The following is a 14,780-nucleotide window of genomic DNA, read 5'->3' as shown; positions in this document are numbered from 1 at the left end:
CAAGTAAGGCTCTTGCCGATCCCAGGGACGACAAGAGCCTTATCTTGTTGGCCGCTTCGGGTCTTCCGGGCGAGGGCCGGACTTATTCCGTGACCGCGCCCTTGGAAGCGCTGGATACGAGCCGAGCGTACTTGGCCAACGCGCCCGTCCTCGCCTTGTTCGAAGGCGGAGCCCAGCGCTCGGCTCTTCGACGCAGCTCCTCGTCCGGCAATTCGACCTTCAGTTCCTGCGTCTCGCTGTCGATCGTGACGAGATCGCCGTCCTGAACGAAGGCGATCGGGCCGCCGACCTGCGCTTCGGGGGCGACGTGCCCGACGACGAAGCCGTGCGAGCCGCCCGAGAATCGGCCGTCGGTCAGCAGCGCGACGTCTTCGCCCAAGCCCTTGCCGACGATCATCGCCGTCACGGACAGCATCTCCGGCATGCCGGGTCCGCCCTTCGGCCCCGCGTAGCGGATGATCAGCACGTCGCCGCTGCGAATCTCGTCGTTCTCGATGGCTCGCGTCGCCGCTTCTTCGCTGTCGAAGACGCGCGCGGGGCCCGTGAAGCGCAGCTTCTTCAAGCCGGACATCTTGGCCACGGCTCCTTCGGGGGCGAGATTGCCCTTCAGCAGCACAAGGGGGCCCGTCGGCTTCAGAGGCCGATCGAAGGGACGGACGACATCTTGGCCTTCCTTCAGCGGCGCCGCTTCGGCCAAGTTCTCGGCCAACGTTTTGCCGGTTACCGTGAGGCAATCTCCGTGGAGAAGCCCGCGCTCCAGCAGCAGCTTCATAACGGCCGGCACCCCTCCCGCATCGGACAAATCCTGCATCATGTACTTGCCGCTCGGCTTCAGATCGGCGAGATGGGGAACCCTTCGGCGGATTCGCTCGAAGTCTTCGATCTTCAGGTCGACTCCTACCGAATGAGCGATCGCCAAGAGATGCAGGAACGCGTTCGTCGATCCTCCGAGAGCCATGACGACCGTGATGGCGTTCTCGAAGGCTTGCTTCGTCATGATGTCGCGCGGATAGATCCCCTTCCTGAGCAGCTCGACGACAAGCCGTCCGGCCTCGACGCATTCGGCTTCCTTGGCCGGAGCGATCGCGGCGGCGGAAGAGGACCCCGGCAGCGCCATGCCCAGCGCTTCCGCGGCCGAAGCCATCGTGTTGGCCGTGTACATCCCGCCGCAAGCGCCCGCTCCCGGACAGACGCTGCATTCGATCCGGTGCAGCTGCTCGTCGTCGAGGCGCCCGTCGAGATACTGGCCGACCGCTTCGAACGCCGTGACGATGTTGACGTCCCGACCGTCCAGCTTGCCCGGCTGGATCGTCCCCCCGTAAACGTAGACGGAAGGCAGGTTCATGCGTCCGATCGCCATGAGGCATGCGGGCGTATTCTTGTCGCAGCCCCCGATCGCGACCAGGCCGTCGAATCGCTGCGCGCCGGACACGATCTCGATGGAATCGGCGATGATCTCCCGGCTCGGGAGGGAATAGAGCATGCCGGCATGGCCCATCGAGATGCCGTCCGATACGGTGATCGTATTGAACACGAGCGGAGCTCCGCCGCCCTCTTGCGCCCCTCGCTTCGCTTCCCGGGCCAGACGGTCGATGTGAATGTTGCACGGGGTCACTTCGCTCCAGGTGCTGGCGATACCGATCATCGGCTTCTTGAAATCTTCGTCTTGGAACCCCACGGCCCGGAGCATAGCCCGGTTCGGCATTCGGTTGACTCCGTCGGTGACGGCGCTGCTGCGGATCCTCAAGTCCTCGTCGCTCTTCATATTTCTCCATCCTCTCCTTTAGGATTGTATATGCTCGTACAGCTCGCGCATCGGCCGAAGCAGGTTCTGCTTCATCATGGCGCTCGCGGCTTCCCCGTCATGGATCGAGAGAGCGTCCACGATAGCCGCATGCTCCCGGACCGACGCCGCGGTCGCCGCCATCGGCTGGGCTAGGAACACGTATTTGAACCGGCGGATATGGATTTGCAGGGATGCGCTGAAGGAGGCCACGTACGGATTGTCGCAAGTCTCCACGATCAGATTATGGAATTGCTCGTCGAGTTCCATGGCCTGGTAAGGTTGGCCGTTCTCGATCGCCTTGGCGAATCGCGAATTAAGCTCCTTCAGCTGTTCGATCTGTTCGGGCGCGATCCGGGACGCGGCGAGTTCGGCCGCGAGAGCATGCTGGGCCGCAAGGGCGGGATACAGCTTCAGAACGTCTTCCTTCTCGATGGTTCTGACTCTCGTATCCCGGCCCGGATGCATCTCGACGAGCCCTTGGACCTCGAGAAGCTGCAGCGCTTCGCGAATCGGCGTTCGCGACACGCCGAGCGCTTCGGCCAGCTCGGCATCGACGAGCTTCTCTCCGGGCAGAAGCGTTCCGTCGATGATCCAGCGTTGGATCTGGGACAGCGAACGTTCCTTGGCGGACATCCTGGCGGGAGTCGAATAACGGGGTGGAATCGGCATCGGCTTCACTCCTTTGATATGCAATATATCGCATACGTATATTTTGCGCAAGTTTATTTTTCTCGTATGAACCTTCTTCTATCGGGCTATACAGAGAATAGTTGATAGATTCGGGAAGAGGAGGCGCAAGCGATGCATGCCATGTGGAAGGGAACGCTGCAGATCGCGAAGTTCCAGGTGCCGATCAAGCTGTACGCGGCCGCGGAGGACAAGGAGATCGCGCTTAAGACGGCCCACCGGGAGTGCGGGGGCCCGATCTCCCATCTTCGGTATTGTCAAACGTGCCAAACGGCGGTAGAGGCGGGCCAGATCCGGAGAATTTACGATCTGGGCGGGGGGAACCGGGTGGAGATCGAAGAGGAGGAGCTGAAGGCGATCTCGCCGCCGGCATCCAGGAGCTTCGTCGTCGAACAGTTCGTCCGCGAAGACGAGATCGAACCGGTTTATTTGAAGAAGCATTATTACGTCGGCTCGGACGAAGTCGGCGAAGAAGCGTATCGCCTCGTGCATCGCTCGCTTCGCCAAGCCGGCAAAGCCGGGATCGGCTTCATTACGCTTCGTTCCGTCCGGAGCTTGGCCGCCTTGCGACCGACCCGGTACGGCATCGTGATGTCCACGATGCACTATGCCGACGAGGTGCGCGCCAATCCCGCATACAGGGAAGAGGGGAGAGAGGAGACTCCGGCAACGGACGACCTCTCGTTCGTCTTCCAGCAGCTGGTGGGCGCCATGACGGCTCCGTTCGACGGCGCCCGGTACGTCAACCGGTACAACGAAGCGTTGAAGCGGCTAATCGACGGCAAGATCGCCGATCGGGTCCCGGCCGCGCCGGAATGGCCGGAAGCGGACTTCGGGGGAGGCCGCGGCGCGGATTTGTTGTCCTCGCTCCGCAGGAGCCTCGACTTCGTCGCGGCCGACTCCTTATTCGCCGAGCCGAATCCGGATCAGCCGGGTGCTCCTCATTGAGAGGGTACGCCGTCCCGATCCCTCGAAGACGCTCCGCCCTGCCCCTTCTTGGGCCGGGGCGTTTTTTTTCGCGGGAAAGCCAACTTTGCCGGTTCCGCTGCGTACAAGAAGAGGAGAGAACGGCCGAATGCCGCGGTCTGACGCGGGAATCGGGAGCGTCCGAGGAGGCTGAGCGAATGGATTCGCTGAGGGAATGGAACGAGCAGCTGAGGCGGCAGCGGGAGCGGCTTCGCCTGAAGGAGAAGCGGCAGCGGAGAATCCGGGAGCTGGAGGAAGAGATCGAGAAGCAGGGGCGGGTCGCGGAGGAATGCCGGAGCTCGCTGAACGAGGAGCGGGAGGACGTCGAGCGGTTGGAATCGGCATCGCTTCCGCGAGTGTGGTACCGGTTGACCGGGCGTCTGGAAGAGCGGCTTGAGGCGGAGGAGAAGGAAGCGGCGGAAGCGCAGCTCCGGTACGACGCGGCCGAGGCGGCGCTCCGGGCGCTGGAGGCTTCGCGGGACGAGGAAGTCCGGCAGCTGGCCGAAGTGGACGACGCCGAAGCGGAGCTCGAGAGGATCGTTCGCCGGAAGGAGGAGTGGATTCGCCGGTACGACCCGGATACGAGTCGCTTGCTGGAATCTCTCTCCGAAGAGGCCGGGTTGCTGGAGGCGAGGCTGAAGGAGACGCAAGAAGCCGAAGAGGCCGGGCAGGAAGCCTTGGACCGGCTGGACGAAGCCCGGGAGAAGCTGCAATCCGCCCGCAATTGGGGCACCTACGACATGCTGGGCGGCGGGATGATCTCCACGCATATCAAGCACAATCGCATCGAAGAAGCGAGGGAGCATATGTACGAAGCCCAGCACGCCTTGAGACTGTTCGAGAAGGAACTGGCCGATCTCGAATGGAGGTCCGGCGCGAGCGGCGTGGAGATGGGCGGCTTCCTGACGTTCGCGGACTACTTCTTCGACGGCTTCTTGACCGATTGGGTCGTCCAGGGGCGCATCAACGACGCGTTCGACAGCGTGGAACGGGGCATTGAGGAAGTCGAGCGGCAGTTAAGCCGGCTGGCGCAAGAGAGGGCGAGAGTCGAAGAGGAGCTCGACGGGACGAACGCGAGGTACGAGCAGACGATCGAGGGACGTTGACGGCCGATCTCCGCGATCGGGTCCGCGTCTTCCATAGCTCATTCCGCGAAGAAGCGCAAGGTCTATCGAGACCGGGTTGAAAAGCCAACTCCCGCCGACATGGCGGGCATTACCTCGTGCTTGAGCGTATGATTTTTCGAACACAGATCAAGCAAGGAGCCTTTTCAAGGCAGGATTTGTATGATTTTTCGTACACAGATCGAGCAAGGCGCCTTCTCAAGGCATGATTTGTATGATTTTTCGTACACAGATCGAGCAAGGCGCCTTTTCGAGGCAGGATTTATATGATTTTTCGTACACAAATCAAGCAAAGCGTCTTCTCGAGGCCGAATCGGGTCCAAATCCAAATGTACCAGTGCGGGTTCCGTAAGCGTAATGGTCTAATCTAGTTTTTTTAAGATTAGGGCCTTTCCATATTCATGCAAAGTATGGTAAAATGCAAAAAGAGAACAAATGTTCCTAATCGCGCGCTGGTCGAAGGAGGGGCAGGTTCGTTGTCCGAGCGGTATTCCGAGATCGATGAAGTCGTCGCCTATATTCATCGGCATCTTCACGATCCGCTCTCGTTGGCCCGGCTGGCGAGCGAAGCCGGCTACAGCCCGTTCCACTTCACGCGGATCTTCAAGGAGCGGATCGGGCTCTCGCCTCAATACTACATCTCTTCCTTGCGCCTGCAGAGGGCGAAGGATCTCTTGCTGCGCACGAATCTGCATATCCGCGACATCGCGCTCGAAGTCGGGCAGCAGAGCCTCGGAACGTTCACGACCCGATTTACCGGACGGGTGGGGATGACCCCCTCCGAATTCCGCCAATCGCGGCATGAGGCCAATCACCGCCTGGAAGCGCTTAAGCGGTTGTCGGATTGGCAGACCCCCGAGGCTTCTTCTTCGTCGTTCGACCGGATCGAAGGCGAAGTCCGGGGGGAGGAGCCGTTCGATGGAATCGTGCTGATCGGCCTGTTCGCGAAGCCGATTCCCGAAGGGCTGCCGCTGTACGGGACGTTGATTCCGTCGGCAGGTCCGTTCCGGTTGGCCGGGGTCAAGCCGGGAACCTATTATCTGATGGCCACGTCGCTCTCCTGGAATACGGACGCCCTGAACATGCTGATTCCGCAGGCTACGCTGCGGACCCGATCGAAGGACCCGATCGTCGTGTCTCCCCAGCGGCCCGTTCCGCCCCTTCAGGTGACGCTTTATCCGCCGCGGCTGGACGATCCGCCCATCCTGATCTCGCTGCCCGTGCTGATGAACCAATTCCTCCGGCGCATGTCCCAGGAGCCGAAGTCCGCGGCCTTCTATCGGGTCGGCGCCGAATAGCCGGCCAAGAATATGCCAGTTCTGGACGAATAAGCGAACCCGCGCCGAGACAGGATAGTTCAGAAGACTATCCGGGAGGGTTCGATGAATGAGAAGGTTCGCCGCAATTCTGGTATCGTCATTCTGCCTATGGACGGGGATCGCGTGCGCTTCGGCGCCGGCATCCGCCTCCTCCGCCGGGGCCGCTTACGGGCAGGATGTCCGCCCCTACCACTTCGGCTTCAAGAAGAGCAAGAACGGCGAGCTGCCTTCGATCGCGGAGGAAGGATTTATGCCGATTCTGCAGAAGCACGAGGCGATATTCCTCGGGAACACGGACAAGAAGGAGCTGTACCTGACGTTCGACAACGGGTACGAGAACGGATACACGGGGAGAATACTCGACGTTCTGAAGGAGAAGAGGGCGCCGGGGGCGTTCTTCGTGACCGGGCACTTCGTCAAGGACCAGCCCGAGCTGGTGAAGCGAATGGCGCTGGAGGGCCACTTGATCGGCAATCATTCCTGGAGCCATCCGGATATGTCGCAGGTGTCGACGGCCCAGATCAAGGAGGAGCTGGAGAAGGTGAGCCGGGAAGTCGCCCGTCTGACCGGGCAGTCGGACATGAAGTTCCTTCGCCCTCCGCGCGGAATCTTCAGCGACCGGATGCTCGGGGCGTGCCGCGAGCTCGGCTACACGAACGTCTTCTGGTCCGTGGCGTACCGCGACTGGGACGTCAACAGCCAGAAGGGATGGCAATACGCCTATTCGAGCGTGATGGGCCAACTGCACCCCGGGGCGGTTATTCTGCTGCATTCGGTGTCGAGAGACAATGCGGAAGCGCTCGGCCGAATCATCGACGAGGCCCGTCAGCAGGGCTACGAATTCAAGAGGCTGAACCAACTGGACGTCCGGAAGTATCGGTAGAAGCCGGCATGCCGGGTGCGCGGAAGTTATAGAGAACGGCTCGCGGGATAACCTCCTCACGTTACGTGGAGGTTATCTTTTTATTTTCCAACGGGCAAATCGTCTCCTTCCGCCGGCGTCCGGACAGCCATCGCTTCCAGAAGGAAGGTTCGGCTGCTTCGCGAGCGATGAACTCTCCCCGGCGATCGCGTCTGTTCAGCTCCTCTTGCCGCATGCGCTCCAGAGTCTCGATCTCGTAAGGGTTCGGGAACATGGGAAATCTCCTTTCTCCTTGCCATTGAGGCTGTCGATAATCGTTGAAGGATGATCTCATTATGCTCTCGCCAAAAGGGGATAAAAAGGGTATAATCCGCAGCGGCGATTTCCCCTTTTCAAGGAACGCGCGCGGCCGGGCGGTTAATCTAAGACGTCAAGCCTATGACCGGTCCGCTGCCGTCATGATGACGGGCGTCACTACCGTGCCCGGGACAAGCCGATTACAATGAGGGGGCCGACATTCCCGACCTGTCGTGGGAGTGCGAGATCCAAGACGAGGTGCCCTCTATGAGAAAATCAGGAGTCGCTTTCACGTTGCTGCTGGCTTCATCGCTCGCTTTATCCGCTTCCGTTCTCGCGGCGGACACGGGGGAACCGAATGATTCGTTCGACAACGCGGTGCCTCTCCCGAACAGTGAATCCCTGACATCCTATTTATCCTTTTCCGGGGACGAGGACTACTACAAAGTAACGGCGGGGCAGTTCGGTTTGTTCCAGCTGAGAAGCCCGGCCGGCCTCGATTACGACCTCTATCTGTACGACGAGAACCGCCAGTTTCTCATGTCGTCGACGACGTCCGATACGTTCGACTATGTCGGTCGCTATTCTCCTTCGATGACGAACACCTATTACCTCAAAGTCGTCGGGAAGAACGGGCAATTCGATCCGAACGCCGCTTATTCGCTCAATCGGATAACCAAGATTTACGTTTAGTTTTTCCAGACTCGGGATGGGACAAGGGTTGACTCAGGGCTTCCGCCTTGGGGCAGCCCTTTATTTATTCAACGGGACCCTCCACCTGCAGACTGGTTGCTCGACGAATGGCGTACAACTCGCCTAATACTAAACGAAGGCTAGACAAATCGACTCGGCATCTAGTCTTGAAAGTTGACAGTGACTGGATGGAGGAATAGAATGTCTATATATTAAGCAAACGAATCGAAAGAAGGTTTGGCCCGAATGCAAGCAACCGAGTTGTTCTGGGAAGTGCCGCTGAGCGATTTGAAGCAGGGGTATACGTATCTTGAAGAAGCGGATTGTTACGTCTGCCTCGCCTGCGGCGAACGGTTCGAACGGGGAATCGTCTATCCGTCGGACGGAGTCCTGTACGAAGCCGCCAAGTTCGCCAGCCGCCATATCGAGAAGGAGCACGGCTCCATGTTCGACTACCTGCTCGGCCTGGACAAGAAGCTGACGGGACTGACGGACTTGCAGAAGCGTCTGCTGCATCTGTTCAACGCCGGCTTGCCGGACAACGAGATCGTCTCGGAGCTCGGCGGAGGCAGCGCCTCCACGATCCGCAATCACCGGTTCGCGCTCCGGGAGCGAATGAAGCAGGCGAAGGTGTTCCTCGCGCTCATGGAGCTTGCGAACGAACGCTCCGGACGCCAGCACCGCTTCATCACGACGCACCGCACCGCGACGATGACGGATGAGCGCTATGCGATCACGGAGAAGGAGAACGAGGAGATCTTGCGGACGTTCTTCAAAGAGGGGCTCGACGGCCCCTTAAGCGAATTCCCGCGGAAGGAGAAGCGGAAGATCGTCATTCTGCGCCATCTCGCCCGCCAGTTCGAAGAGAATCGAAAATATACGGAGAAGGAAGTCAACGAGATTCTCAAGGCGCGCTATCCCGACTTCGTCACGCTGAGGAGATATATGATCGAGTACGGCTTCCTGGACCGCCAACCGGACGGAAGCCGCTACTGGCTCAAGAGATAAGTAGCCTCGCACCGATGGCCCCGGTCATGCGGAACTGTCGCCCGCGGCCGGGGAAGCTTCAACCTTGCGGGAACTAGGGGTACAATAGAGAGAAGCGCAGACCTGAAGCGAGAGTGGACGGAAGCCGGTCCGGCTCGGGGCGCTAATCCACCGTATAGGGGAGAACGATGATGAGAGCGGTGCTGCAGGACGAGAAGACGAAGGTCTTGTACATAGGCGAGACGGAAGAGCCGGACAACTCGGCGGGCGACGTGCTCGTCCGCGTCAAGGCGGCCGGGATCAACCGGGCCGATCTGGCGCAGAGGCGGGGGCTGTACCCGCCGCCCCCCGGAGCTTCGCCGATCCTCGGTCTCGAGATGGCGGGCGTCGTCGAAGAGGCGAGCGGCGAGTGGAAGCCGGGGGACCGGATCATGGCGCTGCTCCCGGGCGGAGGTTATGCCGAGAAGGTTCGGATCCCGGAGGGGATGGGCATCCGGATTCCCGACGGGATGTCGTTCGAGGAAGCGGCTTCCATTCCGGAAGCGTTCCTGACCGCGTATCTCAACCTGTTCTGGCTCGGCGGCTTGAAGGCCGGGCAGACGGTTCTCATTCATGCCGGGGCCAGCGGAGTCGGCACGGCGGCGATCCAGCTCGCCCGGGAAGCCGGAGCGAACTCGATCGTCACCGCCGGCTCGGAGGCCAAGCGCGAGGCGTGTCTCGCGCTCGGGGCGGGCGAAGCGATCGACTACAGGGCCGGCCCGTTCCTGCCGCGCGTGAGGGAGGCGACGGGCGGCCGCGGCGTCGACCTCATCCTCGACTTCGTCGGAGCTTCCTATTGGGAGCAGAATTTGCAGGCATTGGCCATGGACGGCAAGCTGATTCTGATCGGAACGATGGGAGGCGCGAAGGTGCCGGAGCTCGATCTCGGGCAGCTGCTGTACCGCCGCCTGCAAGTGATCGGAACGGCGCTCCGCTCCCAGCCGCCCGCGAAGAAGGAGCGGCTGACGGCCGAATTCGCCGGGTTCGCGTCGGGCCTCTTCGCGGAAGGCAAGCTGAAGCCCGTCGTCGATTCCGTCTGGGATTGGAACGAAGCCGAGAAGGCCCATGCGCATATGGTCGGCAATCGCAATATCGGCAAAATCGTTCTTCGCGTCTCCGAATAAATCCCCGGTCCCGATCGTCGGATCGTCCGACGGTTCGTCAATTCGCCGGTTCGCCGATTCGCCACTTCGCCGGTTCGCCGGTTCGCCGAATCCCTTGTTGAAGCCGCCCGCCGCGCGGGTATAGAGACAATAAAGCGCGGAAGAGGTGACGGGGATGGAAGCTTACGTCGGCATCGCGATCAAGCTCGCGGCCGCCTTCGCCGGATTGTGGGCGATGACGAGGCTGCTGGGCAAGAGAGAGATCGCCCAGCTGTCTCCCTTCGACTTCGTGTCGGCGATGGTGCTCGGCGACTTGGTCGGCAACACGATCTACGAGGAGCAAGCCTCCTTAGGGATGCTGCTGTTCGCGCTGGCGCTATGGACAGGTCTCTCATACGGCTTCGACAAGCTGATGGAATTCGGCAAGCCGATCCGCAAGCGGCTGGAAGGAGAGCCCGAGCTCTTGATCTCGGACGGCAAGGTGAACCGGGAAGCGATGCGCCGCAACAGCATGGAGTTCGAGGAGCTGCGCATGATGCTCCGGCAGCGGGACGTCTTCTCCCTGGACGAGGTGGCCTACGCCGTCTTCGAACCGAACGGCTCGTTAAGCGTGCTGAAGAAGCCCTCGCACGAGGAAGTGCGCCGGAACGACTTGAAGCTGCCGTCGTCGCCGGCGCGGCTGCCCCGAAGCCTGGTCGAGGACGGCCAGGTCAAGCAAGCCGGTCTCGCCGCGATCGGACGGGACGAGAGCTGGCTGCGCCGGGAGCTGGACAAGCTGGGCTTCTCCGACATCCGGGAGGTCGCCTACGCGGAATGGACCCCGGAGGGGGAAGTCAAGGCGCTGCCGGGGCTGGAGAAGCGGGAGAAGCGAGAGAGGGTCGAAGGAGAAGCCTGAACGGGGGGAAGGGAGCTTGTTGGCAGCGATCGTATTGTTCGTCGTCGCGGGAATCGCGGAGATCGGCGGAGGCTACCTGGTATGGCTGTGGCTGAGAGAATCGAAGCCGATCGGATACGGCATCGCCGGCGGCCTTATTCTGGTCGCGTACGGCATCGTGCCGACGCTCCAGAAGTTCCCGAGCTTCGGCCGGGTGTACGCGGCTTACGGCGGCGTCTTCATCGTCCTGGCCGTTCTGTGGGGATGGCTGGTCGACAAGCGGACTCCGGATCTCTACGATTGGGTAGGAGCGGCGGTCTGCCTGGTCGGCGTCTCCATCATGTTATGGGCGCCGCGGGCTTCTTGAACGAATGCCCGCACGATAACCCGCGCGAAAAATAGAAAAAAATCTCGTCTTCTGCTAAAATGGGTAGAGTCGAAACAGCTGGTCCAACGTGGAACGTACTTCGCCTATCGCAGAGAAAGAGGATTAGAGAATGGGACGCAAATGGAACAATATTAAAGAGAAAAAAGCGTCGAAAGACGCGAACACGAGCCGCGTATACGCCAAATTCGGCGTCGAGATCTACGTCGCCGCCAAGAAGGGCGAGCCGGATCCGGAAGCGAATCGGGCGCTGAAGGTCGTTCTGGAACGGGCCAAGACGTACAACGTGCCCAAGGCGATCATCGACCGCGCCCTCGACAAAGCGAAAGGAGCTTCCGACGAGAACTACGTCGAGCTCCGTTACGAAGGGTTCGGGCCGAACGGCTCGATGGTCATCGTCGACGCGCTGACGAACAACGTCAACCGGACGGCGTCGGCCGTACGCGCCGCGTTCAGCAAGAACGGCGGCAACATGGGCGTCAACGGCTCCGTCGCCTACATGTTCGACGCGACGGCCGTCATCGGCGTGACGGGCAAGACGGTCGACGAAGTCATCGAGCTGCTGATCGAAGCCGAAGTCGACGTACGCGACGTCGTGGAAGAGGACGAGTCCGTCATCGTGTACGCCGACCCGGAACAATTCCACGCCGTTCAAGAGGCGTTCAAGCGAGCCGGCGTAACGGAATTCGCCGTCGCCGAGCTGACGATGATCCCGCAGACGTACGTGACGCTGCCGGAGGAATCGGTAGCCTCCTTCGAGAAGATGATCGAAGCTCTCGAAGATCTGGAAGACGTTCAGCAGGTCTATCACAACGTCGACTTCGAAGAGTAAGAGGGACTGTCCCTCGATCCGAGCATCCGGCCCTGACGGGCCGGATGCTTTTTTTTTGATCAATGGGCCCGCCGCCTCTACCGTTTGACATCCTCTATCGTGTAAAATCAGGAAGCAAATGACATCGGAACGGAAGCGACATTCGAATAACAGGCGAAGCGAGGTCGGAACGACCATGATGGACGCATCCGCCCGACCGTCTCTGGAAGGGCTGCTCCGCACGAAGCTGCACATGCCCGGCACGCCGGCTTGGCACCTCGCCCGAACCCGTCTGTGGGAGAAGCTGGACGGTTCGCCGGCTTGCCGGCTCACGACCGTCGCGGCGCCTCCGGGCTACGGCAAGACGACGCTGGTCAGCGTCTGGATCCGGGAGAGAGGCTGGCCTTCCGGATGGCTCTCGCTGGACGGGATGGAGAACGATCCGCTGCGGTTCTGGAGATATATGGCCGGCGCGGCCGAGAGGGCGCTGGGCTCCCCGCTGGGCGGGGGAAGCGCGGAATCGGGCATCGTCTCGGCCGAATCGCTGCAGGCTCTCATTCTCGACGCCTTGATCGATTACGCCGAACGGGAGGAAGCTCCGCTCGTTCTGGCATTGGACGATTACCACGTCATTCAAGCTCCGGCGATCCACGAAGCGCTTCACCGCTGGATCGAGCGGCTGCCGTCGCCCGTCCGCTTGGTGCTGCTCAGCCGTCACGGCATCCCGATGCCTCTCGCCGGCTGGAGGGCGAACGGACGTCTGCAAGAGCTCGACATGCGGGACCTTCGGTTCAACGAAGAAGAGACGATCGGCTACTGGCGGCTGCAATGGGGGCGGGAACCGGACGGCGAAGCGCTGGCCCGGTGGATGCATCGCACCGAAGGGTGGGCGGCCATGCTGAGGCTGATGACGATCTCCTCGGCGGCCGAAGGAGGCCCGTCCGAGGAAGAAGCCGTCTTGTCCGGACGAAGCCGCCGCGTGTCGGATTATCTGATGGAAGAAGCCTACGGGCGGCTGCCGGAAGAGATGAAGCGATTCCTGCGCCGGACGTCGATTCTGGATCGGTTGTGCGTTTCGCTGTGCGCGGAGGTGGCGAACGATCCGGGGGCGGAAGAGCGGCTGGGAGAGCTGGAACGGATCGGGATGTTCCTGATTCCTCTCGACGACGAGCGGAGATGGTTCCGCTACCACCATCTGTTCGGGGAATTTCTGAGGGATCGCCTGCGGCGGGAACAAGGCGAGGCGGAGCCTGAGCTTCAAGCGAAGGCGGCGCGATGGCACCAGTCCCACGGCTACGACGAGGAAGCGGTCGAGCACGCCTTCGCTTCCGGGGACGTCGGCCTGGCGGCGGAATGGATCGAGCGGAAGGCGCATGTCTGGTTGAAGCTGCGGGAGATCGCCACGCTGCGGGGCTGGCTGGAGCGGATTCCGGCTCCGTTCGCGAACCGGCCGGAGCTGGTGCTGCTCTCCCTCTGGATCGATCTGATGGAAGGAAGGACGGCCCCCGCGGACGAGAGGCTGCGGCGGTTGAACGAGGCTCTCGAGGGGATGAAAAGAGAAGGGAATGGCGCGGCCTATGCCCGCATGCACGAGGAAGTACGGATCGCGGAGAACTTCGCCGCCGTCCGAAGCGGCGACTTCGACCTCTCGCTCTCCCTTATTCGCGGCTACGGGGAGCGGAACGATCTGCCGGACCGGGATACGCCGCTGCTGCTCAGCCTCGGCCTCGAGTTGAACGAGGGGGCCGTGCCCTTCATCCGCGGCGCGTTCGGGTTCGAAGGAAGCGTCGCCCGCGCGGAGAGCTACCACCGTGCCTACGGCTACTTCCTGAGCAAGAACGGGCTGCAAGAGTTCGCCTACACTTCCTATCAGCAGACGGCCATGGCGGAAGTCAGCTATCTTCGCAATCGTCTCGCCGAGGCCAGGGAGTATGTCGAAGAAGCGCTTCGGCTCGCGAAGAAGAACGGAACGGCGGGAGCCTTCGTCCCGGCGGCCCTCGTCCGGTCGGATCTATGGGCGGCCGAAGGGGAGGAGGACGCGGCGCTCGCGGAGATCGACGAGGCGATGCGGGAGCTGCGCCGCCGGCACTGGCAGACGACGGCCTGGTACGGGAAGCTGGACGCGAGAAGGGTCTACCGCCGGCTGCTTCGGGGGGATCGGGAGCCGGCGGTTCTCTGGGCGGACGATTACGTTCGCCGTTCCGCCGCCCGGAAGGGCGGCCGTTCGGTCGTCTATCCCGACGACGAAGATTTCGCGTACGCGCGGATCCGGTTCGCGCTTGGCGAGACGGAAGCCGCGGCGACGGCGGCGCGCTCGCTGCTGCGCGCGGCGGTCGGCCGCGCCAACCCGTTGAGCGAGGTGCAGGCTTGCCTTCTGCTGTGCGAGATAAGCGCGGGACGCGGCGCTCCGGCGGAGAGCGAGCGTCATCTGCTCCAGGCTCTCAAGCGGGCTTGCCCGGACGACATCGCGCGTCCGTTCCTCGATGCCGGTCCGCCGGTCGCGAAGCGGCTGTCCGAATGGGCGAACGCCGCTCCGGTCGTGGCCGGGCTCGCGCCTTCGGAGACGGAATTCGCGCGAAGGCTGGCTTCGGCGGCCGGGTATGCGCCCGGGGAGCCGGAGCGGAGTCCGGGCGCCCGGTCCCTCGAATCGCTAACGCCGAGGGAGAGGGAGGTTCTGGCGTGCATGGCCCGGGGAATGTCCAACAAAGCGATCGCTTCCGAGCTCTATCTGACGGAGGGGACGGTCAAGCTCCATCTCCACCGGATCTACGGCAAGCTCGGGGCGGAAGGACGGGTTCAGGCGATCCGGATCGCGGAGAGGCTCGGGCTTCTCGAAGCTCGGTAGCG

General features: G+C 62.0%; 14 protein-coding genes. 11 read left to right on the top strand and 3 right to left on the bottom strand.

The features are described from left to right. Positions 1-82: 82 nt before the first annotated feature. Positions 83-1,765 (bottom strand): dihydroxy-acid dehydratase, encoded by a 1,683-nt coding sequence (gene ilvD, locus H7B90_RS29750; RefSeq protein ID WP_185139529.1) that lies wholly within the window; start codon positions 1,763-1,765, stop codon positions 83-85. A gap of 18 nt (positions 1,766-1,783) precedes the next feature. After that, positions 1,784-2,455, bottom strand: coding sequence for a GntR family transcriptional regulator (locus H7B90_RS29745; RefSeq protein WP_185139528.1), 672 nt, complete (start codon positions 2,453-2,455; stop codon positions 1,784-1,786). Positions 2,456-2,587: 132 nt separating this feature from the next. Here H7B90_RS29745 and ku point away from each other — a divergent pair, with 132 nt between their 5' ends. The 4 genes from ku (at position 2,588) to pdaA (ending at position 6,765) form a co-directional block, all read left to right on the top strand. Beyond that, complete coding sequence (gene ku, locus H7B90_RS29740) at positions 2,588-3,421, top strand: non-homologous end joining protein Ku (protein WP_185139527.1); 834 nt, start codon at positions 2,588-2,590, stop codon at positions 3,419-3,421. Positions 3,422-3,597: 176 nt separating this feature from the next. Next, on the top strand, positions 3,598-4,545 hold the full coding sequence (locus H7B90_RS29735; RefSeq protein ID WP_185139526.1) for a hypothetical protein: 948 nt from the start codon (positions 3,598-3,600) through the stop codon (positions 4,543-4,545). Positions 4,546-5,039: 494 nt separating this feature from the next. Further along, the gene (locus tag H7B90_RS29730) at positions 5,040-5,861 is read left to right on the top strand and encodes an AraC family transcriptional regulator (RefSeq protein WP_246578550.1); all 822 of its coding nucleotides are present in this window, start codon (positions 5,040-5,042) and stop codon (positions 5,859-5,861) included. Between the two features lie 88 nt (positions 5,862-5,949). After that, positions 5,950-6,765 carry a delta-lactam-biosynthetic de-N-acetylase gene (gene pdaA / locus H7B90_RS29725; RefSeq protein ID WP_185139525.1) on the top strand — a complete coding sequence of 272 codons (816 nt, stop codon included), beginning with the start codon at positions 5,950-5,952 and terminating at the stop codon, positions 6,763-6,765. A gap of 61 nt (positions 6,766-6,826) precedes the next feature. Here pdaA and H7B90_RS29720 read toward each other — a convergent pair whose 3' ends face one another. Further along, complete coding sequence (locus H7B90_RS29720; protein WP_185139524.1) at positions 6,827-7,018, bottom strand: hypothetical protein; 192 nt, start codon at positions 7,016-7,018, stop codon at positions 6,827-6,829. 290 nt (positions 7,019-7,308) lie between these two features. Between H7B90_RS29720 and H7B90_RS29715 the strand changes: the two genes are divergently transcribed. The 7 genes from H7B90_RS29715 to H7B90_RS33535 all read left to right on the top strand — a co-directional run bounded on the left by H7B90_RS29715 (position 7,309) and on the right by H7B90_RS33535 (position 14,778). Further along, complete coding sequence (locus H7B90_RS29715; RefSeq protein ID WP_185139523.1) at positions 7,309-7,734, top strand: hypothetical protein; 426 nt, start codon at positions 7,309-7,311, stop codon at positions 7,732-7,734. Between the two features lie 246 nt (positions 7,735-7,980). Continuing rightward, positions 7,981-8,742, top strand: a complete 762-nt coding sequence (locus H7B90_RS29710; RefSeq protein WP_185139522.1) for a DUF2087 domain-containing protein — start codon at positions 7,981-7,983, stop codon at positions 8,740-8,742. Positions 8,743-8,912: 170 nt separating this feature from the next. After that, positions 8,913-9,884: an NAD(P)H-quinone oxidoreductase gene (locus tag H7B90_RS29705; protein WP_185139521.1), complete on the top strand. Its 972-nt coding sequence runs from the start codon at positions 8,913-8,915 to the stop codon at positions 9,882-9,884. 154 nt (positions 9,885-10,038) lie between these two features. After that, positions 10,039-10,758, top strand: a complete 720-nt coding sequence (locus tag H7B90_RS29700; protein WP_185139520.1) for a DUF421 domain-containing protein — start codon at positions 10,039-10,041, stop codon at positions 10,756-10,758. A 16-nt stretch (positions 10,759-10,774) separates the two neighbouring features. Further along, a complete protein-coding gene (locus H7B90_RS29695; protein ID WP_185139519.1) occupies positions 10,775-11,104 on the top strand; it encodes a YnfA family protein in 330 nt (109 codons plus the stop codon). Positions 11,105-11,234: 130 nt separating this feature from the next. Beyond that, complete coding sequence (locus tag H7B90_RS29690) at positions 11,235-11,954, top strand: YebC/PmpR family DNA-binding transcriptional regulator (protein ID WP_185139518.1); 720 nt, start codon at positions 11,235-11,237, stop codon at positions 11,952-11,954. 175 nt (positions 11,955-12,129) lie between these two features. Then, positions 12,130-14,778: a winged helix-turn-helix domain-containing protein gene (locus H7B90_RS33535; RefSeq protein WP_185139517.1), complete on the top strand. Its 2,649-nt coding sequence runs from the start codon at positions 12,130-12,132 to the stop codon at positions 14,776-14,778. Positions 14,779-14,780 lie beyond the last annotated feature (2 nt).

This window comes from Cohnella xylanilytica, from assembly GCF_014212175.1.
In the GTDB taxonomy this organism is placed as follows: domain Bacteria; phylum Bacillota; class Bacilli; order Paenibacillales; family Paenibacillaceae; genus Cohnella; species Cohnella xylanilytica.
Note: the sequence above shows the minus strand (reverse complement) of the source record. Positions and strands in the feature narration are given on the sequence as shown.